Source organism: Geodermatophilus sp. DF01-2, from assembly GCF_004571065.1.
Taxonomy (GTDB): domain Bacteria; phylum Actinomycetota; class Actinomycetes; order Mycobacteriales; family Geodermatophilaceae; genus Geodermatophilus.
This window is the reverse complement of the sequence record NZ_SPQN01000024.1, coordinates 1-26,107: the sequence shown is the minus strand read 5'-3', so window position 1 is coordinate 26,107 and position 26,107 is coordinate 1. Positions and strand designations below refer to the sequence as shown.

26 protein-coding genes and 1 pseudogene are annotated in these 26,107 nt (G+C 74.3%); 9 read left to right on the top strand and 18 right to left on the bottom strand.

Annotated features, from left to right (window positions below; all coding sequences use genetic code 11):
• Positions 1-53 precede the first annotated feature (53 nt).
• The 5 genes and pseudogenes from E4P41_RS08970 to E4P41_RS08950 form a co-directional block, all read left to right on the top strand.
• Positions 54-839, top strand: a complete 786-nt coding sequence (locus tag E4P41_RS08970) for a GntR family transcriptional regulator (protein ID WP_167760995.1) — start codon at positions 54-56, stop codon at positions 837-839.
• A 7-nt stretch (positions 840-846) separates the two neighbouring features.
• Complete coding sequence (locus E4P41_RS08965; RefSeq protein WP_209307614.1) at positions 847-1,881, top strand: LLM class flavin-dependent oxidoreductase; 1,035 nt, start codon at positions 847-849, stop codon at positions 1,879-1,881.
• Positions 1,878-3,077, top strand: a complete 1,200-nt coding sequence (locus E4P41_RS08960) for a CoA transferase (protein WP_135140700.1) — start codon at positions 1,878-1,880, stop codon at positions 3,075-3,077. Before E4P41_RS08965 ends, E4P41_RS08960 begins: the two co-directional genes overlap by 4 nt.
• A gap of 382 nt (positions 3,078-3,459) precedes the next feature.
• A complete protein-coding gene (locus E4P41_RS22025) occupies positions 3,460-3,597 on the top strand; it encodes a hypothetical protein (RefSeq protein WP_167760994.1) in 138 nt (45 codons plus the stop codon).
• Positions 3,598-3,845: 248 nt separating this feature from the next.
• Positions 3,846-4,394 (top strand): annotated as a pseudogene (locus E4P41_RS08950) (transposase family protein); the annotation flags it as partial.
• Between the two features lie 152 nt (positions 4,395-4,546).
• Here the strand turns inward: E4P41_RS08950 and E4P41_RS08945 are convergent.
• From E4P41_RS08945 to E4P41_RS08905, 9 genes are all read right to left on the bottom strand, one after another.
• A complete protein-coding gene (locus tag E4P41_RS08945) occupies positions 4,547-6,868 on the bottom strand; it encodes a ComEC/Rec2 family competence protein (protein ID WP_135140697.1) in 2,322 nt (773 codons plus the stop codon).
• A gap of 142 nt (positions 6,869-7,010) precedes the next feature.
• Positions 7,011-7,856: a ComEA family DNA-binding protein gene (locus E4P41_RS08940; RefSeq protein ID WP_135140695.1), complete on the bottom strand. Its 846-nt coding sequence runs from the start codon at positions 7,854-7,856 to the stop codon at positions 7,011-7,013.
• A 136-nt stretch (positions 7,857-7,992) separates the two neighbouring features.
• Entirely contained in the window at positions 7,993-8,973 is a 981-nt protein-coding gene (locus E4P41_RS08935; protein WP_245177208.1) for a DegV family protein, read from the bottom strand.
• On the bottom strand, positions 8,970-9,689 hold the full coding sequence (locus E4P41_RS08930) for a histidine phosphatase family protein (protein WP_135140693.1): 720 nt from the start codon (positions 9,687-9,689) through the stop codon (positions 8,970-8,972). Before E4P41_RS08930 ends, E4P41_RS08935 begins: the two co-directional genes overlap by 4 nt.
• On the bottom strand, positions 9,686-10,288 hold the full coding sequence (gene rsfS, locus E4P41_RS23100) for a ribosome silencing factor (protein ID WP_245177207.1): 603 nt from the start codon (positions 10,286-10,288) through the stop codon (positions 9,686-9,688). The genes E4P41_RS08930 and rsfS overlap by 4 nt, the downstream gene beginning before the upstream one ends.
• Positions 10,285-11,019, bottom strand: a complete 735-nt coding sequence (gene nadD / locus E4P41_RS08920) for a nicotinate-nucleotide adenylyltransferase (protein ID WP_245177206.1) — start codon at positions 11,017-11,019, stop codon at positions 10,285-10,287. Before nadD ends, rsfS begins: the two co-directional genes overlap by 4 nt.
• A gap of 244 nt (positions 11,020-11,263) precedes the next feature.
• Entirely contained in the window at positions 11,264-12,679 is a 1,416-nt protein-coding gene (locus E4P41_RS08915) for a VWA domain-containing protein (protein ID WP_135140690.1), read from the bottom strand.
• Entirely contained in the window at positions 12,679-13,566 is an 888-nt protein-coding gene (locus E4P41_RS08910; protein ID WP_135140689.1) for a MoxR family ATPase, read from the bottom strand. The genes E4P41_RS08915 and E4P41_RS08910 overlap by 1 nt, the downstream gene beginning before the upstream one ends.
• Before the next feature lie 41 nt (positions 13,567-13,607).
• On the bottom strand, positions 13,608-14,861 hold the full coding sequence (locus tag E4P41_RS08905; protein ID WP_135140687.1) for a glutamate-5-semialdehyde dehydrogenase: 1,254 nt from the start codon (positions 14,859-14,861) through the stop codon (positions 13,608-13,610).
• A gap of 82 nt (positions 14,862-14,943) precedes the next feature.
• On the opposite strand from E4P41_RS08905, the gene E4P41_RS08900 reads away from it, so the two are divergent.
• The 4 genes from E4P41_RS08900 to E4P41_RS08885 all read left to right on the top strand — a co-directional run bounded on the left by E4P41_RS08900 (position 14,944) and on the right by E4P41_RS08885 (position 18,250).
• A complete protein-coding gene (locus tag E4P41_RS08900) occupies positions 14,944-15,915 on the top strand; it encodes a metal ABC transporter substrate-binding protein (protein ID WP_135140684.1) in 972 nt (323 codons plus the stop codon).
• The gene (locus E4P41_RS08895; protein ID WP_135140682.1) at positions 15,912-16,739 is read left to right on the top strand and encodes an ATP-binding cassette domain-containing protein; all 828 of its coding nucleotides are present in this window, start codon (positions 15,912-15,914) and stop codon (positions 16,737-16,739) included. Before E4P41_RS08900 ends, E4P41_RS08895 begins: the two co-directional genes overlap by 4 nt.
• A 1-nt stretch (position 16,740) precedes the next feature.
• Positions 16,741-17,769: a metal ABC transporter permease gene (locus E4P41_RS08890; protein ID WP_135140680.1), complete on the top strand. Its 1,029-nt coding sequence runs from the start codon at positions 16,741-16,743 to the stop codon at positions 17,767-17,769.
• A gap of 67 nt (positions 17,770-17,836) precedes the next feature.
• Positions 17,837-18,250 (top strand): Fur family transcriptional regulator, encoded by a 414-nt coding sequence (locus E4P41_RS08885; RefSeq protein WP_135140677.1) that lies wholly within the window; start codon positions 17,837-17,839, stop codon positions 18,248-18,250.
• Between the two features lie 21 nt (positions 18,251-18,271).
• On the opposite strand, the gene E4P41_RS08880 is transcribed toward E4P41_RS08885, so the two are convergent.
• From E4P41_RS08880 to E4P41_RS08845, 9 genes are all read right to left on the bottom strand, one after another.
• Positions 18,272-18,664, bottom strand: coding sequence for a type II toxin-antitoxin system VapC family toxin (locus E4P41_RS08880; protein WP_135140676.1), 393 nt, complete (start codon positions 18,662-18,664; stop codon positions 18,272-18,274).
• Complete coding sequence (locus E4P41_RS08875) at positions 18,661-18,882, bottom strand: type II toxin-antitoxin system prevent-host-death family antitoxin (protein WP_135140674.1); 222 nt, start codon at positions 18,880-18,882, stop codon at positions 18,661-18,663. Before E4P41_RS08875 ends, E4P41_RS08880 begins: the two co-directional genes overlap by 4 nt.
• A 65-nt stretch (positions 18,883-18,947) precedes the next feature.
• Positions 18,948-19,121 (bottom strand): hypothetical protein, encoded by a 174-nt coding sequence (locus E4P41_RS22020; protein WP_167760992.1) that lies wholly within the window; start codon positions 19,119-19,121, stop codon positions 18,948-18,950.
• A gap of 103 nt (positions 19,122-19,224) precedes the next feature.
• Positions 19,225-19,710, bottom strand: coding sequence for a peptide deformylase (gene def / locus E4P41_RS08870; RefSeq protein ID WP_135140672.1), 486 nt, complete (start codon positions 19,708-19,710; stop codon positions 19,225-19,227).
• Positions 19,711-19,723: 13 nt separating this feature from the next.
• A complete protein-coding gene (proB, locus tag E4P41_RS08865) occupies positions 19,724-20,845 on the bottom strand; it encodes a glutamate 5-kinase (RefSeq protein ID WP_209307613.1) in 1,122 nt (373 codons plus the stop codon).
• Positions 20,842-22,323: a GTPase ObgE gene (gene obgE / locus E4P41_RS08860; protein WP_135140670.1), complete on the bottom strand. Its 1,482-nt coding sequence runs from the start codon at positions 22,321-22,323 to the stop codon at positions 20,842-20,844. Before obgE ends, proB begins: the two co-directional genes overlap by 4 nt.
• A 98-nt stretch (positions 22,324-22,421) precedes the next feature.
• A complete protein-coding gene (rpmA, locus tag E4P41_RS08855) occupies positions 22,422-22,679 on the bottom strand; it encodes a 50S ribosomal protein L27 (protein WP_135140668.1) in 258 nt (85 codons plus the stop codon).
• A gap of 7 nt (positions 22,680-22,686) precedes the next feature.
• Positions 22,687-22,998: a 50S ribosomal protein L21 gene (rplU, locus tag E4P41_RS08850; RefSeq protein ID WP_135140666.1), complete on the bottom strand. Its 312-nt coding sequence runs from the start codon at positions 22,996-22,998 to the stop codon at positions 22,687-22,689.
• 197 nt (positions 22,999-23,195) lie between these two features.
• Positions 23,196-26,107 (bottom strand): Rne/Rng family ribonuclease (locus tag E4P41_RS08845; protein ID WP_135140664.1); only part of this gene is annotated, 2,912 nt, incomplete at its 5' end.

Here is a 26,107-nt window from a genome sequence, read left to right as displayed (position 1 = left end):
GAACGGTCACAGATGGTTGCTCCATGAAAGTCCCACAGATACCGTTTGGTGGTATGACGCTGGATGAGGGCCTCCATCGGCCCTACGTTCGACCGGTTCGACGGGCGTACGAGCAGGTCGCTGACCAGATCCGGCAGTGGATCCTCTCCGGCGCCCTCTCCCCCGGCGACCGCCTTCCGACGGAGGAGGCGCTGTCCGAGCGCTTCGGGACGAGCCGCGGCACCGTTCGGGAAGCTCTGCGACTGCTGTCGTCAGAGGATCTGATCGTCACCCGCCCGGGAGGCGGGGGCGGCAGCACGGTCAGCCATCCGAACCCCACCCGTATCACGGACTCGCTACGGGTATCCCTGTCCCTGCTGGTGGGGGTCAGCGGGCTGTCATCGGGCGAACTCGTCCAGGCCCGCGAGATCATGGAGGTGCCCGGGGCAGCATTGGCTGCGGAGCACCGTGCGGCGGACCACCTCGCCACGCTGTCGACCCTGCTGCCCGAGCACCCGGAGCAACTTGACCCGGACCACCTGTTCGAGATCGACCGGGCCTTCCACGAGACCCTGTTGCGGGCGAGTGGCAACCGTCTTCTTCCGCTCATCGCCTCGTCCGTCTACGAGGTGAACGCCCGCCGGGTGCAGCGGAACCGGGTGGCACCCGGGTTCTGGCGGCTGGTTGTCGACCAGCACCGGGACATCTATCAGGCAGTGCTGGCGAGCGACGCTGCCGCCGCTGCCCGAGCGATGACTCTGCATCTACAGGAGCTCGCTCGCCTCTACGACTACATGGATTCCCGCCTCAAGTCCGACGCAGCTCCCGCCGACGTTCCGGAGCCCGTCACCCATGACTGAGGGACACGTGAAGGTCGGGCTCTTCCTCACCAACCAGCATCCTCCGGGCACGGACATGGCCCACAAGCTGGACGAGCAGCTCGCCATGCTGCGCTACGCCCGTGACAGTGGTTGGGACTCGGTCTGGGCGGGTCAGCACTACCTGGGCGAGGACTTCGCCATGCTGCAGCCGGCACCCTTTCTCGGCCGGCTGGCTGCCGACGCCGGAGACATGACCCTGGGCTTGGGCATCATGCTCCTTGCCCTGCAGAATCCGGTGGACGTGGCGGAGACCGTGGTATCCCTGGATGCCGTGTGCGGCGGCCGCTTCGTCTTCGGAGTGGGCCTGGGCTACCGGGACGTCGAGTACGACGCATTCGGCGTGGACCGCGGCGAGCGGCTGCACCGGTTCACCGAGAACCTGCGGATCACGACGGCGCTGCTCCGCGGCGAGCGCGTCAGCGCCGACCTGCCGTGGTGCCGCTTGGACGATGTCAAACTCGCCGTGACTTCCGTGCAGGAGCCCAGCCCACCGCTGTGGATGGCGGCCAACAGCGACGGGGCCGTCCGCCGGGCCGCCCGGAGCGCCGACACCTGGATGATCAACCCGCATGCGCGACTGGAGACGGTCGGCCGCCAGGTCGAGCTGTTCGGCAGCGAGCGCGCAGCAGCGGGTCGGTCCCCCGCGCGCGAGCTGCCCGCGGTCAAGGAGATTTTCTGCGGCCCTGACCGCGCCACGGCGCTGGAGATGGCGCGGCCGCACCTGGAGAACAAGTACAAGGTCTACGCGAACTGGGGCCAGGACAAGGTGTTGCCGGGCAAGGAATCCTTCGACATCCCCTTTGCCGAGCTCGAAGAGGATCGGTTCATCATCGGTTCGCCCGACGAGTGCCTCGCCCGCCTGCTGCCCTGGCGCGAGCAACTGGGAGTCGACCACTTTATCCTGCGCACCCACTGGAGCGGGATGCCGCTCGAGGACACCCTCGCCTCCATGCGACTGCTCAGCGACGAAGTAGTGCCCGAGCTCCGCCGTGCGGTTCCCGCGACCACCGACGCGCCATGAGACCGCTCGCAGATCTGCGCATTATCGCCATCGAGCAGTACGGGGCCGGCCCCTTCGCAACCCTCCAGCTGGCTGATCTGGGAGCCGAGGTCATCAAGATCGAGGATCCGCGCACCGGTGGCGACGTCGGCCGCCATGTCCCGCCCTACAGCGAGGGGGACGACAGCCTCTTCTTCGAATCATTCAACCGGAACAAGCGCAGCGTCGTGCTCGACATCACCAGCTCTGCCGGACGAGAAGTACTGCTCGATCTGGTGGCAGTGTCGGACGTGGTCTTCAGCAACCTGCGCGGGGACCTCCCGGCCAAGCTCGGCATCCGCTACGAGGACCTCGCGGAAGCCAATCCCCGCATTGTGTGCTGCTCACTGTCCGGTTTCGGCATGACAGGTCCCCGGCGCGCTCAGCCGGCCTACGACTACCTGATCCAAGGCATGACCGGCTGGATGTCGTTGACCGGCGATCCCGAGGGGCCACCCGAGAAGACGGGCGTGTCCTTGGTCGACTACTGCGGCGGCTACGTCGCCACGATGGCCATGCTGGCCGGACTGCACGCCGCACGCAGGGACGGCCGCGGAATGGACTGCGACGTCAGCCTGTACGACACCGCGCTGGCGCTGCTGACCTATCCGGCGACCTGGCACCTCACCGCAAACTTCGTTCCCACACGGACCCGCCAGTCGGCGCATCCGTCACTCGTCCCGTGCCAGAACTTCCAGACCTCCGACGGCTGGATCGTGGTCGTCTGCGCCAAGGACAAGTTCTGGCAGCGGCTGTGCAAGGTCATGGACCGCGACGACCTGGCTCAGGACCTACGATTCGTCAGCGCTGCCGGCCGGCGCGAACACCGGGATGTCCTCCTACCGGAGCTCGAGACTTCCTTCCTCGCTCAGGACACCGGGCACTGGCTGGCGAAACTGGAGGAAGCCGGTGTCCCGTGCGGACCGGTGAATTCCATCGCGGACGCGTTGGCCGAGGATCAGACCCTGGCCCGCGAGATGATCGCCACCATCGAACATCCGCGCTTCGGCATGGTGCGAGAGGTCGCCAGTCCCCTCAAGGTGGGCGACGAACCGCTCAGCAACAGGCGGGCGCCACTGAAGGGCGAGGATGCCGACGACGTCTTCGGACAGCTCCTGGGCTACTCCCCCGAGAGGGTTGCCCGCCTGGCTACCGACATCCCGTCCGACTCCACGTAGTCGGCCGCAGCTCCGCGCCGTCCACGACCGATGGTCCCGAGCAATCTGTTCCAACGCCGATGGAAGGAGGCAGGACCGATGCCCACCGCTCGATCGGGTATGAGGACCCGGCGCACGTACGCGGCGAGGTTGTGTTGCAGCACCGTCGTGACCTACGAGGCAGCGAGCTTCGTCCCCGACGTCGGAGAGACAGTCCCTTGCCGTCGTCATGGTTTCTGCAGGGTTGACTCACGGGAGCAGAGCGATGGCCGGGGTGCCCGAAGCGCCGTCCGCGCCGTGCGCCGGAGGTCGCACGGCGAGCTAAAGGCCTTTCCTCAGGACACGGCCGACCACATCGATTCACACGCTGCGGGAGCAGCGGTTCACGCTTCGGGTCGTCACCGTGGCTCAGAAGGCCGGCCTCGTCGACGTCGACCTCGTCGCCGGCCGGGTCGTTCTCCGCGGTCGAGGTCCCGGGCGCGACCCGTGGCCGACCGCAGGTGAACGACTGGCGCAGCAGCCCACTGCAGCCAGCAACTGATCGCCGACGCGTCATCCCGCGAGGAGGGGAACGACGCGCTGGACGACCCCGGCAGGACTGACTGACCCTGCTATCCGGCTGGCCGCCCCGTCCCCATGTCAACGGCGGCCGAAAACTGGCTCTTCTGACGCTTGCGTGGATGGTTTCATGATCATCGGCCGGGAAGTTCCGGGCGACCGCCGCCCAGGGTGAGCATGGCCAGGGCGATCAGGGCGTGGGGGTCGGCGAAGCCCGAAGACACCGCCACGCTGCTGACCAACCTGCTGGTCGCTGAGCAGCTGCGTCGGGGCACCGGGGTCGGCGCCCGCGCCGCCTCCTGTCGTGACCAGGCGATCCTGGCGCTGCGCTGGTTCCGCGAGGAGGCCGACATGAAGTTGCCCGCCGCCGATACCCAGGTCTCGATCGCCACCGCCGACCGCTATCTGCACGAAGGCATCGGCGTGCTCGCCGCGCAGGCTCCCGACCTGCACGAGGTGCTCGAGCAAGGCAAGGCCGCCGGCTGGAGCCACGTCACCCTTGACGGCACGCTGATCGAGACCGACCGCTGCCGGGTCAAGAATCCCGACACCGGCCACGACCTGTGGTACTTCGGCAAGCACGGCGCCCTCGGCGGCAACGTGCAGGTCGTCTGCGATCCCGAGGGATTCCCGGCCGCCGTCTCCGAGGTCGAGCCTGGCTCGACCCACGATCTGGCCGCCGCACGCGCCACCGGCTTCCTCGGCGCGCTCTACGCCGCAGCCGCCCTGCTCGGACTACCGACGCTGGCCGACAAGAGCTACGACGGCGCCGGCGCCGGCGCCGGCATCCTCACCAAGGACCGCGGCCTGCAACCGGAAGGTGGGGCTCCACGGGCTTGGCGGCACGCCGTCATCGTCCCCCGGGGTGCGACGGTCCCCGGCCACGCCAGGGTGCGACGGTCCCCGGACGCGCGAGGGCCCTGCGCCCGCAATCAGGGAGCGGAGCCCGCCACGCCCCAGGCGCCCTTCTCGCCCACCACGGCGAGGTCCCCCTCGCGGTCGGTGCGATGCACCCGCATGCCTGCCCGGTGCAAGGCCGCGACCAGGTTCGGCGCCGGGTGGCCGTAGGTGTTGTCCGCGCCCACCGAGACCAGTGCGACCCGGGCACCGGTCGCGGTCAGAAAGCCCTCGTCGAAGTCGCCGCTGCCGTGGTGGGGGACCTTAAGCACGTCGGCGCGCAGGTCGGTGCCGTCCCGCACGAGACGGGCCTCGGCCTCGGCGCCGAGGTCGCCGGTGAGCAGCACGCGCACCTCGCGCACGGTGACCCGGGCGACCAGGGACAGGTCGTTCGGCTCGGCGGAGGCGGTCGCCCGCTCCGGCCGCGGTGCGAGTACCTCGACGTCGACACCGCCGACGGTCAGCTCGTCGCCGGGCGCGAGAACGCGGTGTTCGGCTGCGGCCCGGTGCACGACGCGCTCCAGGTCGGTCGTGCGGTGGTCGGCGGGTGACAGGGTGCCGGTGGCGATCGTGCCGACCGCCCGGCCGGCCAGGGCACCGGCGAGCCCGCCGACGTGGTCGGCGTCGAGGTGCGAGAGCAGCACCAGCGGCAGCTCGTTGATGCCGAGGCGATTCAGGCACGCGTCGACCGCGCCGACGTCGGGCCCGGCGTCGACCAGCACGCCCGCGTCGCCGCCCACCGGGAGCACCAGGGCGTCGCCCTGGCCGACGTCGCAGGCGACGATGACGGCCCGCTCCGGCGGCCAACCACGGGTGACCTGCCGCAGCGGCCAGCCCAGCACGACGACACCGACGAGCGCAGCCAGCGCCAGTGGCCGGGCCCGCGGGAAGCGCCACAGCAGCCAGCCCGCGACCAGGAGCAGCACCGTCAACAGCACCGCGCCACGGGTGCCGGCCGGCCACCCGGTGGCGCCGTCGGGGAGCGCCGCGGCGCGCTGGGCGACGACCACGAGCCACCGGACCGGCCACCCGGCCAGCCAGACCAGCGCGTCGCCCAGCGGCGGGACCACCGCGGCACTGATCGCGGCCAGCAGCCCCAGCACGGTGGCCGGGGCGACCGCCGGTGCGGCGAGCAGGTTGGCCGGGAACGACACCGGGCTGACCAGGCCGGACAGCCCGGCGACCAGTGGTGCGGTGGCGAGACCCGCGGCCGCCGCGACCGCGACGGCGTCGGCCAGCGGGAGCGGCCAGCCGCGCTCGCGCAGCCGGCGGGACCAACCGGGTGCCAGGAGCACGATCGCCGCGGTGGCCGCGACGGAGAGCGCGAAGCCGGCGTCCCGGGCCAGCGCGGGGTCGAGCAGGAGCAGGACGACGACGGCGCCGCCCAGTGCCGGCAGCGCGGCGCGGGACCGGCCGGTGGCCAGCGCGAGCAGGGTCACCGCACCCATGGCCGCCGCCCGTACCACGCTGGCGCTGGGCCGGGCCAGCACGACGAAAGCGGCCAGGGCCACCAGCGCGACGAGCGCCTGCACCCGCCGGTCGACCGCCCGGCGCCGCAGCGGCGCCAGGACCCCGGCGAGCACGATCGCCACGTTGGCCCCGGAGACGGCGGTCAGGTGGGCCAGCCCCGCCCGCCGGAAGTCCTCGACGAGCACCGGGTCCATGGCCCGCGTATCGCCCACCACCAGCCCCGGCAGCAGCCCGCCCGCCTGGGGACCGAGCACCCGGACTGCGGCGTCGCGCAACCCGTCCCGCAGGCCGCCGGTGGCCCGCTGGACCCACGGCGGATCCCCCAGCAGCTCCGGCGGTCCGCGCACCGACACGCGGGCCACCAGCCCCTCGTCGACCTCAGCCGGGGAGACCGCCGCCCGGACGCGCACCACCTGACCCGGCAGCAGCTCGAGCCAGTGCTCCGCGGGCGCGAAGAGCACCACGGCGTCGTCCAGCCGGGTGCGCGTCTCGCCGTGCTCGAGCCCGGTGACCGTGGCCTCCGCGACGACCCGCTGCGGGCCCACCCCGCGCACCGCGGTCGGGTCCCCGGCCAGGCGCAGTTCCAGCAGGACCGTCCGCCCTTCCTGTGCGACCTCCGCCAAGGGGGACGACTCCCGCGCCACCGCCCGCACCGCGGCCGTGGCCGCGGTGACCGCGACCGCTGCGAGAACGCCCAGGAGCACAACGGCCACGGCCGACCGGCCGCGCCGGGACACCCAGACCGCCGCCGCCAGGGCGAGTGGCACCGCGACGGCCAGCACCGGGACCGGCAGGAGCGGGGCCAGGAGGGTGCCGCCCCACACCGCCGCGGTGGCGGGCGCCAGCCGCAGGTCCACCCAGGTCCACCGCGGCGGGGCGACGCTCACGAGTCCTCGTCACCGGGGTTCGCCGGCCGCGTTCGCGGCGCTGCTGTGTCGGCCGGCAAGCTCGCAAGCTCGCTCACGAGTCCTCCTCGCCGGCGCTCGTCGGCCGCGTTCGCGGCGCTGCTGTGCCGGCCGGTGAGCTCGCTCACACGGTCACCAGCTCGGCGAGCTCGGCGTAGGTGGCCGGGCCGATGCCGGGCACGTCGTCGAGCTGCTCGACGGTCCGGAACGGCCCGTTGCGCTCGCGGTGCTCGACGATCCGCTGGGCGAGCACCGGGCCGATTCCCGGCAGGGCGTCCAGGTGGGCGGCGGTGGCCGCGTTGAGGTCCACCGGGCCGGAGCCGGACGAGCCGGTCGCACCGCCGCCGGCCCCGCCGGCGGGAGCTGCCCCCGGGACGCCGACAGCGACCTGTTGCCCGTCGGAGACGACCGCGGCGAGATTGACCGCGGCGGGGTCGGCGTCCGGCAGCAGGCCACCGGCGGCCGCCACCGCATCGGCCACCCGCGAGCCCTCGGGCAGGGTGACCAGCCCGGGGCGCGCGACCAGCCCGACCACCGAGACGACCACCGTGGAGGCGGCGTCGGCCGCGACCCCCACGGACGGCGTGGCGGCGGCGCTCTCCGCAGCCGGCGGCTCGACCGGGGCCGGCTCGGTCGGGGCCGGCTCGGTCGGGGCCGGCTCGGTCGGGGCCGGCTCGACCTGCGGACGGCCGAGCCAGGTGCCGCCGACCACCAGCAGCCCGGCGAGCAGGCCGACGACCCACAGCGACCACGCGCCGCGGCGCCCCGGGTCCACCCGCACGGCGCGGCCCGGGGCGCGGTGGCGCCCGATGCCGGACGGCAGCTCCGCGCCCGGGGCGTCCTCCTCCGGCCACCGGTCGTCCGGTTCCTCCTCCGGCACCCAGCCCGCGGGGCGGCTCTCGTGCAGCAGGGCACGCAGCCGCTCCCTGATCAGGTCGGCGTCGTCGCTGCGGCGGGAGGGAAGGCGCACCCGCGGGACGCTAGGGAGCACCGGACCCCGTCGGGTGGGTCGCCGTCCGACTGTGGACAGCCGTCGCCGCTGTGGACGCCGGAGCCCTCGCGCGGGCCGGACGGGGCAGGCTGCACCGGTGCCCCGCACACGCCCGTTACCGGTCCTGCGCCTCCTGCGGGTCCTGCTGCCGTGCGGGTGCCGGCGCGGGGAGCGACCCGGCCGGTGCCACGACGAGGCCCACGGCGCCCGGGCCCACGTGCGCGCCGACCGCCGCACCCAGCTCGCTGACGTAGAGCTCCCGGAGGCCGGCCACCTGCTCCTCGAGCTCGGCGGCCAGCCGCTCGGCCCGCTCCGGCGCGGCCAGGTGGTGGACGGCGATCATCACCGGGCCGCCGTCGGCGGCCTCCACCCCCCGCTGGACCAGGCGGGCCAGAGCCCGGGCCGACGTGCGCACCTTCTCCAGCGGCACCACCCGGCCGTCGGACACGTGCAGGACCGGCTTGACCGCCAGGGCGGTGCCGATCATCGACGCGGCGGGCCCGATGCGGCCGCCCCGGCGCAGGTGCTCGAGGGTCTCCACCACGAAGAGCGTGCGGGTCGCCGCCGCCGTGTCGCGGGCGGTGCCGGCCACCGCGGTCGGCCCCTCCCCCCGCGCGGCCGCCCGGGCGGCGGCCAGCACGGCGAACCCGTTGCCCATCGCCGCCGACCGGGAGTCGACGACCGTCACCAGGTGCTCGCCGACCTGGGCGGCGGCGAGTCGGGCCGCGTCGACCGTCCCGGAGAGGTCGGCGGAGAGGTGCACCGAGACGATGCGCTCGACCCCGGCCGCCAGCCGCCGCCGGTAGGCGGCGACGAAGTCCCCGGGCGTCGGCCGGGACGTGGAGACGCGCTGCCCGCGGACGCCGAGGGCCCGGGCCACGTCGGCCGGCCCGATGTCGTCCCCCTCCCGCCCCGAGTGGCCGGCCATGACCACGTACAGCGGGACGACCTCGACCGCGTACTGCTCCAGCAGCCGGGCAGGCAGGTACGCCGAGGAATCGGTGACCACGGCGACGGACACCCGGCTGGACCCGCCCGCGGCCTCCGGCGCCCGGCCGGGGTGGGGCACGGCGGAGCCCGGTGCGACCGGGGTCACAGCGCGTCGGCGTCCTGGGCGGGGGCGCCCTCCTCCGGGCTGGCCCCGGCGTCCGGACGGCGGACCTCCCGCTGCGGCACCGGGCCGTCGGGCAGACCGGGGGCCGAGGTGTTGTGCCGCAGCAGCCGCCAGCGGCCGTTCTGCATCGCCAGCTCGCTCCACGCGCAGTTGGCGAGGGGGCCGAACACCCGGCGGTGCTCCGGCCCCAGACCCAGCAGGGTCTCCAGCAGCCGCGCGGAGGTCCCGCCGTGGGTGACGACGACGGCCGCCGGTGCCTCGGGGAGCTCCCGCAGAGCGGCCAGCGCCCGGGCCGGCACCTCTGCCGGGTCCTCCCCGCCGCGTCCCCGGACGGGCCGGCCGGCCAGCCAGTCGGCGTACTGCTCCGGGAGGCGCTCGGCGACCTCCTGCCGGGTCAGCCCCTCCCAGGAGCCCATGCCGACCTCGCGCAGCCGGGGATCCAGCCGCAGCGGCGCCCCGAGGACGTCGGTGAGAGCCACCGCGGTCTCCGCCGCGCGGCTGAGGTCGCTGGTCACCACGACGGTGCCCCCGGGCAGGGGGCCGGCGAGGTGGCGGGCGGCCCGCACCGCCTGACGGCGTCCCTCGTCGTCCAGCGGCGGGTCCAGCTGCCCCTGGAACCGCCCCGCGGCGTTCCACTCGGTGCGTCCGTGCCGCCAGAGGACCAGACGGGGCACCGGCAGCGGCGGATCATCGCTCACCTGCCGGTCGCCTCCGGCCGGAAGGCACCGTCGCCGGTCACCGGGCCGTCCCCGGTCACCGGGCCGCCTCCCTCCGGCGGGCCGTCTCCCTGCAGCGGGGCACTGCTGCCCGGAGCGTCGTCCGCCGGCTCGGGCGCCAGCGGCGTGGGGTCGGCACTGGCGGGGTCGACGTCGTCCGCCGAGAGCGTCGCGCGGCCGCCAGGGACGGCATCCTCGGTACCCGCGCCGTCGGACGGCGCGGCGCGGTCGACGAACGGGATGGTCGGGCAGTCCTTCCACAGCCGCTCGAGGGCGTAGTAGGCGCGCTCCTCGGCGTGCTGCACGTGGACGACGACGTCGACGAAGTCGAGCAGCACCCACCGTGCCTCGGCCACGCCCTCGCGGCGCACCGGCTTGACCCCGTGCTGCCGGAGGCGCTCCTCCACCTCGTCGACGATCGCCTGCACCTGGCGCTCGTTCGGCGCCGAGGCGAGCACGAAGGCGTCGGTGATGGCCAGCCGCTCGCTCACGTCGACGATGGCGACGTCGGTCGCCAGCTTGTCGGCGGCGGCCTGGGCCGCCAGCAGCGCGGTCTCCCGGGCCTCGGACGAGGCGGTCATCGGGGTACCTCCTGGAGATGTGGGGACGACGGTTCGGGAGGCGGACCCTCGGTGTGGGAAGCCGTCGCGGGCGGCCGGTCGTAGGTGGGTCGTTCCTCCGACGGCGCGGTGCGGCCACGAGGCAGAACGCTGCGGGCCCCGCCGGACGAGCGGTACAGCCCACGCTTCTCGATGTACTGCACGACGCCGTCGGGCACCAGGTACCAGACCGGCATGCCTCGGCCCACCCGTTCCCGGCAGTCGCTGGAGCTGATGGCCAGCGCCGGCACCTCGACCAGGCTGACCGCGCCCTCCGGCAGGTGGGCAGCGCCCAGGTCGAAGCCGGGCCGCGTCACGCCGATGAAGTGCGCCAGGGCGAAGCAGCGGTCGCTGTCCCGCCAGCTGAGGATCTGGGAGAGCGCGTCGGCGCCGGTGATGAAGAACAGCTCGTCGTCGGGCCGCTGCCGCTGCAGGTCGCCGAGCGTGTCGATCGTGTAGGTCGGCCCGCCGCGGTCGACGTCGACCCGGCTCACCGAGAACCGCGGGTTGGAGGCGGTGGCGATGACGGTCATCAGGTACCGGTCCTCTGCCGGCGCCACGTCGCGGTCGCTCTTCTGCCACGGCTGACCGGTGGGCACGAAGACGACCTCGTCCAGGCCGAAGAGGACCGCCACCTCGCTCGCCGCCACGAGGTGCCCGTGATGGATGGGATCGAACGTCCCGCCCATCACCCCGACCCGCCGACCTGCCACCGATCGAGCCTAACCGGGGGCGTCCGGGACCGGCCCGCGAGGACCGGCCCCGGACGGTGGGCACGGGGCGTCCCCCGGCCGGTCGGGGAAGACCGGACCGGGACCGGCACGAGCGGCTCCCCTGCTGCCGGTCGCGGCCGGCGCCGGAACGGCCCCGGCATCCGCAGTGCCCGACGACCGGGGGCCGGGGCGGGTCACGGACACGGTCGACACGTCGACGAGGCGACGAGGCGACGAGGCGACGTCAGAGTGTGGTGACGAAGTCCGCGAGCTGGGCGACGTTGCGGCACTCGACCATGTCGATCACCTCGCCGTAGCGGTCGGCGGCCGAGTCCCCGCTCCCCCACAGTCGCCGCGGCTCGGGGTTGAGCCAGTGCGCCGAGCGGGCCCGGCGGACCAGGCCGGCCACCACCGGCAGGCCCGGGGGCCGGTAGTTGGTGCGCCCGTCGCCCAGCACGAGCAGCGACGTCTTGGGGCCCACCGCGGAGGCCCACCGGTCGGCGAAGACCTCGAACGCCGTCCCGTAGTCGCTGTGCCCGTCGAAGCCGACGACGTCGGCTTCCCGGCCGATCCGCGCGACCGCGTCGGCGACGTCCGCACCGGGACGGAAGAAGCGGGTCACCTCGTCGGTCGAGTCGACGAAGGCGAACGCGCGGACGCCGGAGAAGTGCTCGCGCAGCGCCTGGGTCAGCATCAGCGTGAAGTGGCTGAACCCGGCGACGGACCCGCTGACGTCGCAGAGCACCACCAGCTCCGGCTTGTGCACCTTCCGCGGCCGGTGGTGGGTGACCACCGGCACGCCACCGGTGCCCAGCGACGCGCGGACGGTCTTGCGGAAGTCCAGCCGGCCCTCCCGGCCCATCTGCCGCCGCGCCGACAGCCGCACCGCCAGCCGCCGGGCCAGCGGGGCCACGGTCCGGCGCAGCTCGGCGAGGTCGGCGGACTGGGCGCGGAGGAAGTCGACCTGGTCGGCCAGCGGTCGGACGGCGTTCTTCGCGACCCGGTCCCGCCCGCGCTCGGCCGCCGTCCGCCGCCGGACCTCGGCCTCCACCGCGGCCCGGAACGCGGCCAGCCGCTCGCGCACCGCCTGGCGGGCCACCTGCTCGGCCAGCCCGCCGCGTTCGGCATCGCCGAGCAGGCCGGCGAGCAGCCGCGCGACGAGGGTGTCCGGCGAGAGCGCCCGCATCACCCGGTAGCTGAAGAACGACTGGCCCGACGGCGACGGCACCGCCCGGCCGAGCTGGTCGACGGCCTCCCGCGCGAAGCGGCGCAGCGCCTCCTCGTCGCCGTCGAGCAGCAGCCGGGCCAGCTCCTCGCGCATCAGCTCGGTCAGGTCGGTGCCGTCGGGCACGTCGAGGGTCGACTCCCCCGCCTCCCCCGCGGGCTCGGAGTCGTCCGCCGAGGCGAGCGGCCGGTCGCCCAACGGCCACCACAGGTCGAACAGCACGTCGTAGGCCGGCCGCTGCGCTGCCCGCTGCAGCAGCACCGCGGCCAGGCCGTGGCGCAGCTGTTCCCGGTCGAGCAGGTCGACCACGGTGAGGATCTCGGCGGCGTCCACGGCCTGGCTGATGCCGACCGGGATGCCGGCCTCGCGGATCGCGCGGACGAACCCGTCGAGGTGGCCCGCGAGCCCGCCGGTAGCGGTGGCCGGGGTCGACATCAGTTCAGCCGCAGCTCGGCCGCGGCCCGCTCCTGGTCGCTGGCGTGCTTGAGCACCACGCCCAGCGTCGAGCGGACCGCCGTCTCGTCCAGGGTGTCCAGGCCCAGCTCCAGCAGCGTCTGCGCCCAGTCGAGGGTCTCGGAGATCGACGGCGACTTCTTCAGCTCCAGCGCCCGCAGCGCCCGGATGGTGCGCACCAGCTGCTCGGCGAGGCCGGGGGCGAGGTCGGGCACCCGGGAGAGCACGATCTCCCGCTCCCGCTCGGCCGACGGGTAGTCCAGCGCCAGGTACAGGCAGCGCCGCTTGAGGGCCTCGGACAGCTCGCGGGTGGCGTTGGAGGTCAGCACCACTATCGGCCGGCGCGCCGCGGTGACCGTGCCCAGCTCCGGGATGGTGACCTGGAAGTCGCTGAGCACCTCCAGCAGCAGGCCCTCGACCTCGACGTCGGCCTTGTCGGTCTCGTCGACGAGCAGCACGGTCGGCTCGGTGCGGCGGATCGCGGTGAGCAGCGGCCGGGAGAGCAGGAACTCTTCACCGAAGATGTCGTCGTGCACGGTGCCCCAGTCGGCGCCGCCGTCCCCCTGGGCGGCCTGGATGCGCAGCAGCTGCTTCTTGTAGTTCCACTCGTAGAGCGCCCGCGCCTCGTCGAGACCCTCGTAGCACTGCAGCCGGATCAGCTCTGACCCGGTGGACGTCGCCAGTGCCTTGGCCAGCTCGGTCTTGCCGGTGCCGGCCGGCCCCTCGACCAGCAGGGGCTTGCCCAGCCGGTCGGCGAGGAAGACCGTCGTCGCGATCTGCGCGTCGGGCAGGTAGCCGGCCGCCGCCAGTCGCTTCCCGACGTCGGAGACCGAGGAGAACTGCGGGGACTGGGACGGCGGGCGGGGCATGCGGCTCCTCGCTGGGCGGTGGGGCGGGCCGGATGGGGGTCTCAGCGGGTGTGGCCGCTGCCGGTGACGACGTAGGTGGTGGAGGTCAGCTCCGGCAGGCCCAGTGGCCCGCGGGCGTGCAGCTTCTGCGTGGAGATGCCGATCTCGGCGCCGAAGCCGAACTCGCCGCCGTCGGTGAACCGGGTCGAGGCGTTGACCAGCACCGCGGCGGCGTCCACCCCGGCGGTGAAGTCGGCGATGGCGCGCGCCGAGTCGGCGACGATCGCCTCCGAGTGCCCGCTCCCCCACCGCTCGATGTGGTCCAGCGCCTGCGGCAGGTCGTCGACGACGCGCACCGCCATGTCCATCGACAGGTACTCGGTCGCCCAGTCCTCGTGGGTCGCCGGGACGACGGCTCCGTGGGCAGCCCGGGCCGCGTCGTCGCCGTGCAGGGTCACCCCGGCGTCCACCAGCGCGGCGAGCAGCCGCGACAGGAACGGGACGTCGCGGTGCACCAGCAGCGTCTCCGCGGAGTTGCAGACGCTCACCCGGGAGGTCTTCGCGTTGAGGACGATCGCCTCGGCGGTCGCGGGGTCGGCCGAGGCGTCGACGTAGACGTGGCAGTTGCCCTCGCCGGTCTCGATGACCGGCACCCGGGCCTCGCGCACCACCCGCTGGATGAGCGACGCCCCGCCGCGCGGGATGACGACGTCGACGACCCCGCGGGCGTTCAGCAGCTCGCCCACCGAGGCGCGGTCGGCCGGCAGCAGCTCGATCGACCCCTCGGGCAGCCCCGCCTTCGACGCCGCCTCGGTGAGCACGGCGACCAGCGCGGTGTTGGTGCCGAACGCCGAGGCCGAGCCGCGCAACAGGGCGGCGTTGCCGCTCTTCAGGCACAGGCCGGCGGCGTCGACGGTCACGTTGGGCCGGGCCTCGTAGACGATGCCGACCACCCCGAGCGGCACCCGCACCTGGCGCAGCTGCAGCCCGCCCCGCAGCGTCGACCCGCGGACGACGTCGCCGACCGGGTCGGGCAGCGCGACCAGCTGGCGCAGCGCGTCGGCCACGCCGGCGATGCGCCCGGTGTCCAGCCGCAGCCGGTCGAGGATCGCGGCCGGGGTGCCGTCGGCGGCGGCCGCCTCGACGTCGGCGGCGTTGGCGGCGAGGACTTCGTCGGCGCGCTCGACCAGCGCGTCGGCCATGGCGCGCAGTGCGCCGTCCTTGGTGTCGGTGGACAGCGTGCGCAGCACGCGGGCGGCGGCGCGGGCACGCAGCGCCGCGGCCCCGATCAGCGGGAGGCCGGAGACGTCGGACACGCCCGCGAGGGTACGCGCGCGGCCCTGCAGCTCCGGGGCGCCGCGTCCCCACCGCGGAGCCATCCATGCGAGAATGATTGTCATGAACAGGAACGCGCCCCGTTGGGGAACGACCGCGGTGTCGGCGGCCGCCGTCCTCGTCCTGACCGCCTGCGGCAGCGACGGCGACACCGGGCAGGCCGGACAGGCAGGCGAGCAGGGCGGACCGACCGTGGTCGCCGGGTTCTACCCGCTGGAGTGGGCGGCCGAGCGGGTCGGCGGCGACCGCGTGGAGGTCTCCTCGCTGACCCCTCCCGGCGCCGAGGCCCACGACCTCGAACTGGCCCCGCAGGACGTGGCAGCGATCTCCGAGGTCGACCTGCTCGTGTACCTCGAGGGCTTCCAACCCGCGATCGACGAGGCCGCGGAGTCCGAGGCCGGGGATGCCGCATGGGACGCCGGCCAGGCCGCAGATCTGACGCTGGCCGCGGAGGACCACGCCCACGAAGGGGAGGAGGCGCACGCCGAAGAGGAGGCCCACGCCGGCGAGGAGTCGGTCGACCCGCACTTCTGGCTCGATCCCACCCGGCTGGCGGCGGTCGGCGACGCGCTGGCCGCGCGGCTGGCCGAGCTCGATCCCGAGGGCGCGGCGACCTACGAGCAGAACGCTGCCGAGCTGCGCGCCGACCTGGAGGCACTGGACGCCGAGATGCAGGCCGGGCTCGCCGACTGCGCCGTCGACACCCTGGTCACCGGCCACGACGCCTTCGGCTACCTCGCCGACCGCTACGGTTTCGAGGTGGTCGGCATCAGCGGACTCAGTCCCTCCCAGGAGCCGGAACCGGCGCAGATGGCCGAAATCGCCTCCCTCGTCCAGGAGCGCGGGGTCACCACCGTCTACACCGAGACCCTCGTCGACCCGGCCGTCGCCGAGACCGTCGCCGCCGAGGCCGGCGTGCAGACGGCCGTCCTGGATCCGATCGAGGGCCTGACCGACGAGTCGGCCGGCGAGGACTACCTCGAGGTCATGCGGACCAACCTGGCGACGCTGCAGGAGGGCCAGTCCTGCGCGTGAACCACTCCGCTGCGGAGGCCGACCGCGACGTCGCGGTCGGCCTCCGTGGCGCGAGCATCGGGTACGGCGACGTCCCCGTCGTGTCCGGCGTCGACCTGGTCGTCCGCTCCGGCGAGGCCGTGGCGGTGCTGGGCTCCAACGGCTCCGGCAAGACCACGCTCGCCCGAGGGCTGCTCGGCCTCGCGACGGTGCTGGACGGGGAGGTGGGGGTGCTCGGCGCTCCGGTGGGCCGGCTGCGCGAGCGCGGCCGGGTCGGCTACGTACCCCAGCGCCACACCGTGAGCGGGGCCGTGCCGGCGACCGTGCGGGAAGTGGTCGGCGTGGGTCGGCTCGCGCGGCTGGGCCTGTTCCGGCGGCTGGGCGCGGCCGACCGGGCCGCGGTCGCCGAGGCGGTGGCGGCGGTCGGGCTCACCGACCGGATCGACGACCCGGTGGCCTCGCTGTCCGGCGGTCAGCAGCGCCGGGTGCTGGTGGCCCGGGCGCTGGCGGCCGAGCCGGAACTGTTGATCATGGACGAGCCGACCGCGGGCGTCGACGCGGCCAGCCAGGAGGCGCTGGCCGAGGTCCTCGCCCGGGTGTCCGCCGCCGGGACCACACTGGCGGTCGTGACCCACGAGCTCGGGCCGCTGGCCGGCGTGCTGCACCGTGCGGTGGTGGTGGACCACGGCCGGATCAGCTACGACGGGCCGCTCGCCGGCGGGGCGTCGCTCGCCGACCCCGGTGGTCACCACCACCCCGGCGAGCCGGCGGGCCCGCGGCCCGGGTACCGGCTGGACCACCCGCGGGTGACCGGCGGGGACCGGGCACCGGAGGGGAGGCGCTGAGGTGGAGATCCTCCAGTACGACTTCATGCAGCGCGCCCTGCTGGCCTCGCTGATGGTCGGCCTCGTGGCGCCGGCCGTGGGGGTCTTCCTCGTCCAGCGCCGGCTGTCCCTGCTCGGGGACGGCCTCGGGCACGTCGCGCTCACCGGCGTGGCCATCGGCGTCCTGACGTCGACCGCGCCCGTGGGCACGGCGCTGGTGGCCGCCGTGCTCGGCGCGGTGCTCATCGAGCTCGTCCGGGCCCGCGGCCGCACCAGCGGGGACGTCGCACTGGCCGTGCTGTTCTACGGGGGGATCGCCGGGGGCGTCGTCCTCCTCAGCCTCGCTCCACGGGGGCAGGCCACCAACCTGGACGCCTACCTCTTCGGCGCGATCACCACGACCAGCGCCGGGGACGTCGTCGTGTTCGCCGCGATCACCGTCGCCGTCCTCGGCGTGGTGTGGCTGCTCGGCCAGCGGCTGTACGCGGTCAGCGACGACGAGGAGTACGCCCGAGCGGCAGGGTTGCCGGTGCTCGCCCTCAACACCGTGCTCGCCACCCTGGTGGCCGCCACGGTGGTGCTCTCCATGCGGGTGGTCGGACTGCTGCTCATCAGCGCGCTCATGATCGTGCCCAGCGCGGTGGCCCAGCTGCTCGCCGGCAGCTTCCGCCGCGCCGTCCAGCTGGCCTGCGCGATCGGCCTGCTGGTCAGCGTCGGGGGAACGACCGCGTCGTACTACGTGGGTACGCCCTCCGGCGGGACGATCGTCGTGCTGGCGATCGGCCTGTTCCTGGCCGTCACCGCGGCGGTGGCCCTGCGCGATGCCACCGCCCGGCGGCGCCACCGCCGCCGGGCCGCGGTCCACGCGGCCCACCCGCACGAGCACGGCGAGGGGTGCGGGCACGCCCCGATCCCGCACGGCGACCACGTCGACTACGACCACGACGGACACCGGCACGCCGCACACCGGACGAACGACGGCGTGCACTATGACGAGCACGGTGAGCACCCCGTGCCCGCGCCACCGGGCGGCGGTGCGGGACGATCGTGATTGCAGGGAGGTTCGCGGAGGGGAGGGCACCGTGGAGGCAGCCGGTGGGCGCCGGCGAGGAGAGCCCGTGAGCGAGCAGGAGGTCGACGGGCCGACGCGTCGGCCGACTCGGCAGCGCACCGCCGTCCTGGCGCTGCTGAACGACCTCGACGGTTTCCGCAGCGCCCAGGACCTGCACGCGCTGCTGCGCGAGCGCGGCGACGCGGTGGGCCTGGCGACGGTGTACCGCGCCCTGCAGGCCCTGGTGGACGACGGCCAGGTCGACGTCCTTCGGGGCACGGAGGGCGAGGCCGTCTACCGGCGCTGCTCCCCGGTGCACCACCACCACCTGGTCTGCCGTTCGTGCGGTCGCACGGTGGAGGTCGCCGACCCGCCGGTCGAGCGCTGGGCCACCCGCATCGCCGCCGAGCACGGCTTCGCCGACGTCCAGCACCAGTTGGAGGTCTTCGGCACCTGCGCGACCTGCTGCACAGCGCGCTGACGCGGCGGGCGCTCCAGCCGTTCACCACACGGTGCGGATCGCCGGGAACTCCACGAGCGCGGCATCACTGGTGACGACGGGGAGAGACTCCACCACCGCCTGGGCGACGATCACCCGGTCGAACGGGTCGCGGTGGGACCACTGCAGGGTGCCGGCCGTGAGCGCGTGGTGCCCCGTGATCGGCAGCTCCTCCGCGCGCAGCCGGACGAGGTATTCCCGGTAGCCGCTCACCACCGCGGCCGCGCCCGGCAGCTTGCCCAATCGGTGCTTCGTGGCGATCTCCCAGGCGCTGGCTGCCGAGACGAACACGGTGGTCTCCGGTGCGCGTACGGTCGCCAGGGTCTCAGCCGGGATGCGTTCGGGGTCGAGCAGGACCCACAGCAGAGCGTGGGTGTCGAGAAGCAGGGAGGTCACTCCCACCGGGTCAGTTCGTCGTCCGGCAGCGGCTCGAAGAATGCCTCGGTCAGCGAACCCGCCACGAAACCGACGGGGCGGAGGGCGGGCTCGTCGACCGGTACGAGGCGCACCACCGGCCGGCCGCCCCGTGCTATCACGACCTCCTCGCCACGCTCGGCGGCCGCGAGCAGCTGGGACAGCCGCGTCTTCGCCTCCTGCACGTTGACGTGGGTCATGCCGTCACGATACGACCCATCAGCCAGGTTGGCCAGGTCAGCCTGGCCAACTCGCGCGACGAGGTTCACGCGCGACGAGGTTCGGTGAGCGCGCGGCTGCCTCGCGGGAGCGTCCCGCCGCGGACCATCTCGGCGGCCGCGTCCTGCAGCGCGGGCAGCGCGACCCGCTGGGTGGACGGGCCGGTGGAGACCCGTGCGACGCCGGCGGCCACAACCGGCGCGGAGACGACGTCCCACACGTTGGCGAGGACGAGGATCTCTGGGGCGGTGTGGAGGTCTGCGAGGTGCGGGCGCGGGCGGCGAGGTCGGCCACGCCGGCCGGCGCGGTCGGCGCCGGCCGGGTCAGCCGCGGTCGCGCAGCGCCCGGAGCGCGGCCTTGCGGGCCTCGCCGGTCAGCCGGTCGAGGAAGACCGTGCCGTCGAGGTGGTCGACCTCGTGCTGCAGGGCGCGGGCCATCAGGCCGGTGCCCTCCAGCCGCAGCGGCTCGCCGTGCACGTCGAAGCCCTCGACGACGGCGTGCATCGCCCGCACCGTGGGCGCCCAGATGCCGGGGATGGACAGGCAGCCCTCGTCGCCGCCCTGGGTCTCCTCGGACAGCTCGACGATGCGCGGGTTGACCATGTGCCCGATGACGCCGTCGACGTTGTAGGAGAACGCCCGCAGCCCGACGCCGATCTGCGGCGCGGCCACGCCGGCCCGGCCAGGGTCGACCACCGTGTCCTCCAGGTCGCGGACCAGCGCGGCGAGCTCCTTGTCGAAGCTCGTCACCTCGTCGGCGGGGGTGCGGAGGACCGGGTCACCGAGCTCACGGATGGGGCGGATCGTCACGCCAGGCAGTCTCTCAACCCAGGGACGGGCGCCGGACCAGCACCATCTCGTCGCGGTGCACGATCTCCCGCTGGTACTCCGGGTCGAGCTCGCTGGTCCTGCGGCCCAGCAGGGGCGGAAGCTCCCGCGCGTCGTAGGCGACCAGGCCACGGGCGACCACGATGCCGTCCGGGTCGACCAGCTCGACCGGGTCGTCGGCGAGGAACTCCCCCACCACGTCGGTGATGCCGGCCGGCAGCAGCGAGGCGTGCCGCTCGCGCACCGCCTGCACGGCGCCCTCGTCGAGGACCAGCCGGCCGCGCGGGCGGGTGGCGAAGCGCAGCCAGAACTGCCGGGCGCGCGGCCGGGGCCCCATGACGGCGAACCGGGTGCCGACCGGCTCGCCGGCCAGCGCGGCGGCGGCCTGCTGCGCGGAGGTGACGACGACGGGGACGCCGGCGTTCGACGCGATCAGCGCGGCCTCGACCTTGGTCGCCATCCCGCCGGTGCCCACGCCGTTGCGCCGGGCGGTACCCAGGGCGACCGCACCCAGGTCCGCGGGGTCGCGCACGGTGTCCAGGAGCTGGGCCGGCCCCTTGCGCGGGTCGCCGTCGTAGACGCCGTCCACGTCGGAGAGCAGCAGCAGTGCGTCGGCCCGGGCGACGTGCGCGACCAGTGCGGCCAGCCGATCGTTGTCGCCGAAGCGGATCTCCTCGGTGGCGACCGTGTCGTTCTCGTTCACGATGGGCAGCACGCCGAGGGTGAGCAGCCGCTCCAGGGTGCGCTGCGCATTGCGGTAGTGGCTGCGCCGGGTGAGGTCGTCGGCGGTCAGCAGCACCTGGCCGACGGTCACCTCGTGCCGCGCGAAGGCGTCGGCGTAGGTCTGCACCAGCCGCAGCTGGCCGACGCTCGCCGCGGCCTGGGCGGTGGCGAGGTCCCGCGGGCGGCCGGGCACGCCGAGCGGGGCCAGGCCGGCGGCGATCGCCCCGGACGAGACCAGCACGACCTCGCGGCCCTGCGCGTGCACCGCGCCGAGGACGTCGACCAGCGCCGCCAGCCGCTGCTCGTCCAGGCCGCCGGGCAGGGTGGTCAGCGACGACGAGCCGACCTTGACCACGACCCGCCGGGCACCGGCGATCTCCGTCCGCAGGCTCATGTCTCGTCGTCCCCGTCGGGGAGGTCCTCGTCCGTCCACGTCTCGGTGAGCTCGTAGGGCACCCGGCGGGCCCGCTTGGCGGCCAACCGCTCCTCGGCGCGCACCCGGTGCGGGGCGTCGATGCGCGAGTCGGTGCCCCGCCCGCCGAGGCCGGCAGTCTCCTCGATGCTGAGCGTGCCGGCCGGCAGCGTCGGCACGAAGTCGAAGGTGACCTCGCCGATGGTGACCGCGTCGCCCTCCTGCGCGCCGGCCTCGGCGAGGGCGTCCTCGACCCCGAGCCGGTTGAGCCGGTCGGCGAGGAAGCCGACGGCCTCGTCGTTGGTGAAGTCGGTCTGGCGCACCCAGCGCTCGGGTTTGGTGCCGAGGACGACGAACGCGCCGTCGTCCTCGGGGTCGCGCTCGACGGTGAAGCCGCCGTCGTCCACCGCCCGCGGGGTGAGCCGGACCCGCACCGGCTCGGGCTCGGGCAGCGCGGCGCGGTACTCCTCGACGGCCTGCGCCAGGGCGAAGCCGAGCTCGCGCAGCCCCTCCCCGGTCGCCGCGCTGACCGGGAACACCTGCAGGCCGCGCTCCTCCAACGAGGCACGGACGAGGTCGACCAGCTCCCGCCCGTCGGGCACGTCGATCTTGTTGAGGACGGCGACCCGCAGCCGGTCGACGAGGTCCGCCCGGTACTGCGCCAGCTCGTGCTGCAGCGCCTCGATGTCGCTCTCCGGGTCGCGGCCGGGCTCCATCGTCGCCATGTCGACGACATGCACCAGGATCGCGCAGCGCTCGATGTGGCGGAGGAATTCCATGCCCAGGCCTCGGCCCTCGGACGCGCCGGGGATGAGCCCGGGGACGTCGGCCATGGTGAAGACGGTGTCGCCGGCGCGGACCACGCCGAGGTTGGGCACCAGCGTGGTGAACGGGTAGTCGGCGATCTTCGGGCGCGCGGCGGACATGGCCGCGATCAGCGAGGACTTGCCCGCCGAGGGGAACCCGACCAGGCCGACGTCGGCGATGCTCTTGAGCTCGATGACGGCGTCGAACGCCTCACCCGGCTCGCCGAGCAGCGCAAAGCCGGGGGCCTTGCGGCGGGCGTTGGCCAGCGCGGCATTGCCGAGGCCGCCCTTTCCGCCGGAGGCCAGGACGACGCGAGTGCCGGCGCCGACGAGGTCGGCGATCACCCGGCCGTCGGGTGTGCTCACCACGGTGCCGGCCGGCACCCGCAGCACGCGGTCCTCGCCGCGGGCGCCGTGCCGGTTGCTGCCCTCACCGGGGCGGCCGTTGCCGGCCTTCTGGTGCGGGCGGTGGTGGAAGTCCAGCAACGTGTGCACGCTCGGGTCGACCTCGAGGACCACGTCCCCGCCGTTGCCGCCGTTGCCCCCGTCGGGGCCGCCGAGTGGCTTGAACTTCTCCCGGTGGATCGACGCGACCCCGTGCCCGCCGTTGCCGGCGGCGACGTGCACGACCACGCGGTCGACGAAAGCGGCCATGGAAAGGACCCCTCTGCCCCCCACCGCTCGCACGCTCGCGGCGGGGCCCTACAGAGGGGCCGCCGTGTCGGGTAGGCCGGTAGGTGGGCGCAGGAAGCTCAGGCCTCGACGGCGGTGATGGAGACGGTCTTGCGCCCCCGTCGGGTGCCGAAGGTGACCGCGCCGGGCTGCAGCGCGAACAGCGTGTCGTCGCCGCCGCGGCCGACGCCCAGGCCCGGGTGGAAGTGGGTACCGCGCTGGCGCACGATGATCTCGCCGGCCTTCACCACCTGGCCCCCGAAGCGCTTGACACCGAGGCGCTGCGCGTTCGAGTCGCGGCCGTTGCGGGAGGATGAGGCGCCCTTCTTGTGTGCCATGTCGGCGTCAGCCCTTCGTGATGTCGCGGACGACCACGTCGGTCAGCGGCTGACGGTGGCCCTGACGCTTGTGGTAACCGGTCTTGTTCTTGAACTTGTGGATACGGATCTTCGGGCCCTTGCCGTGGCCGACGATCTCGCCGGTCACGGTCACGCCGGCCAGGGTCTCCGCGTCGCTGGTGACGGTGTCGCCGTCGACCAGGAGGAGGGCCGGGAGGGTGACGGAGTCGCCCGCCTCACCCGCGAGACGGTTGACCGTGAACCGGTCGCCCACGGCCACCTTGTGCTGCCGGCCACCGGCCTTCACGACTGCGTACACCACTGACTCCTCGATCGCTTCTGTCGTGTCCTGCGTGCGCCCGGACATCGGGCGCCGGGTGCTGGACGGGCTGCCCGCCTCCCAGGCGGCACCGGATGGTGCCCCGCCGGGGCGGTGCAACCCGACCAGCGTACCCGAGCGGCCGAACGGGGGAAGGACCCCTGCCCCCACCGCGGTGGGGGGCAGGGGGTCCTTCACTAGGAGGCGGGCGGACCGGCCGGCCGGCTGGCGGCCCGGCGGCGGCGCGGGCGGGTGACGGGGGTGGCGGTCCCGCTCCCGTCGTCGGCCACCGGCGGCTGGGCCTCCCCGGCCTGGCCCTGCTCCTGGCCGGACGGCGCACCGTCCGCCGGCGCCCCGTCCTCCGATCCGGGGTCCATGGGACCGGGGTCGTCCGGGCCGGCACCGGCGGGCACCGCCTCGTCGTCGGCAGCCGCCGTGTCCTGCACCGTCGGCACCCCCGAGGCCGGAGCCTCGGGAGCCGGGGGCTCGGGAGCCAGGGCCTCGGGAGCCGGGACCTGGGGAGCCGGGTCGGCTGCGGCCGGCTCGGGCGCCGGCTCCGGGGTCACCGCGTCGGGCTGAGAAAGGACCCCGTCCTGCCCTTGGAGGACCCCCCTGCCCCCCAACGCTCGCAGGCTCGCGGCGGGACCCTGCAGGGAGGCCGGTCGAAGCTCGGCAGAAGGACCCCCCTGCCCTCCAACGCTCGCAGGCTCGCGCCGGGACTCTGCAGGAGTGCCGCCGGGACGGGGCCACTGGCGGGCGGCCACCTCGGCCACGGTCTCGTTCCCGGCCTCGTCGTCCCGCGTCCCGGCGAGCACCGCCGCGTCCTCGGCGACGCGCTCCTCGCCGGACTGGCTGCGGTTGCGGCGGCCGCGGTTGCGCCGGCCACCGGAGCGCTGACCTTCGCCGTCCGCCCCGTTCGGGCCGGGGGCCTCCGCGCCGACCGCGACGGTCTCCCGCGGTTCGGCGTCCTCCCGGGCCTCGACCTTCTGGCCGGCGTCCTTGCCGCCGCGATCGCCGCGCTGCTGCTCGCGCCGGCCATTGCCCCCTCCGGAGTTCGCCCCGCCACTGCGGCGCTTCTCGTCCACCGGGTCGACGTGCACGAGCACGCCCCGGCCGCGGCAGTGCTCGCACGGCTCGGAGAAGACCTCGAGCAGGCCCTGGCCGACCCGCTTGCGGGTCATCTGCACCAGGCCCAGCGAGGTGACCTCGGCGACCTGGTGCTTGGTGCGGTCGCGGCCCAGGCACTCGGTGAGCCTGCGCAGCACCAGGTCGCGGTTGCTCTCGAGCACCATGTCGATGAAGTCGATGACGATGATGCCGCCGATGTCACGCAGCCGGAGCTGGCGGACGATCTCCTCGGCCGCCTCCATGTTGTTGCGGGTGACCGTCTGCTCGAGGTTGCCGCCGGAGCCGGTGAACTTGCCGGTGTTGACGTCGACGACGGTCATCGCCTCGGTGCGGTCGATGACCAGCGAGCCGCCCGAGGGCAGCCACACCTTGCGGTCGAGCGCCTTGGCCAGCTGCTCGTCGACGCGCAGGTCGCGGAAGACGTCGCCCTCGCCGGTGGAGCGGGTCAGCCGGCCGACCAGCTCCGGGGAGACGTGCGCGACGTAGGCCTCGACGGTGTCCCAGGCGTCGTCGCCCTGGACCACGAGCTCCTTGAAGTCCTCGTTGAAGACGTCGCGGATGACCCGGATGGCCAGGTCGGGCTCGCCGTAGAGCAGCGTCGGCGCGTTCGACGCGGACTCCGACTTCTTGTGGATGACGTCCCACTGGGCCTGCAGCCGGACGACGTCGCGGGTCAGCTCCTCCTCCGAGGCACCCTCGGCGGCGGTGCGGATGATGACGCCGGCGTCCTCGGGGACGATCTTCTTGAGGACGTCCTTGAGCCGCTGACGCTCGGTGTCGGGCAGCTTGCGGCTGATCCCGGTCATCGAGCCACCGGGCACGTAGACCAGGAAGCGGCCGGGCAGGTTGATCTGCTGGGTCAGCCGGGCGCCCTTGTGGCCGATCGGGTCCTTGGTGACCTGGACCAGCACCTTGTCGCCGGACTTCATCGCCTGCTCGATGGAGCGCTGCTTACCCGACAGGCCCGCAGCGTCCCAGTTGACCTCACCGGCGTACAGGACGGCGTTGCGCCCCTTGCCGATGTCGACGAACGCCGCCTCCATGCTGGGCAGCACGTTCTGCACCCGGCCGAGGTAGACGTTGCCGGCGAAGGACGTCGCCTGCGCCTGGGTCACGTAGTGCTCGACGAGCACGTCGTCCTCGAGGACGGCGATCTGCGTCCGCTCGCCGCGCTGCCGGATGACCATCTTCCGGTCGACCGCCTCGCGGCGGGCCAGGAACTCGGACTCGGTGAGGATCGGCGCCCGGCGACGGCCGCTGTCCCGCCCGTCCCGGCGGCGCTGCCGCTTGGCCTCCAGCCGGGTGGAGCCGGTGACGCCCTTGACGTCGTCGTCGCTGGTGGTGCGGCCGTTGCGGCCGGCCCGCTCGGGGCGGTCGTCGTCGGACTCGGCGGCGGACTCGCCGCTGTCGCCGTTCCCCCCGCGGCGGCGCCGGCGGCGCCGGCGGCGGGTGCTCGAGCCGCCCTCGTCCTCGTCGCCCTCGGCGGTGTCCTCACCGCTGTCGGTGTCGGTCTCCTCGTCGGACTCCTCGTCCTCGGCCTCGGCGCCGGCCTCCTCGTCCGGGGAGTCCTCGTCCTCGGCCTCGGCGGAATCCTCGCCACTGCGGCCGCGGCCCCGGCCGCGCCGGCCCCGGCGGCGCCGCCGGGTGCCCGCGGACCCGCTGTCGTCGCGGTCCTCGGCGCCGGCCTCACCCTCGGCGTCCTCGTCGGTGTCGGTGCCGATGTCCGCGTCGGCATCCTGGACGGTCTCGGCGATCTCGTCGCCGCTGCCGCGGCGGCGTGAGCGGCTGCGCCGCGAGCGGGGTGCGGGAGTCTCCTCGTCGAGGTCCTCGGCCGGCTCGACGTCGGGCTCCTCGACCACGGGCGACTCGGCAAGCGGGCGGCGGCTGCGCCGGCGCGGAGCGGGCGGCGCCTCGGCCTCGGGCGGGGCGACGAAGCTGACGAACGCCGGCACGGTCGGGGCGGCCGGCGGGGGAGGCGCGT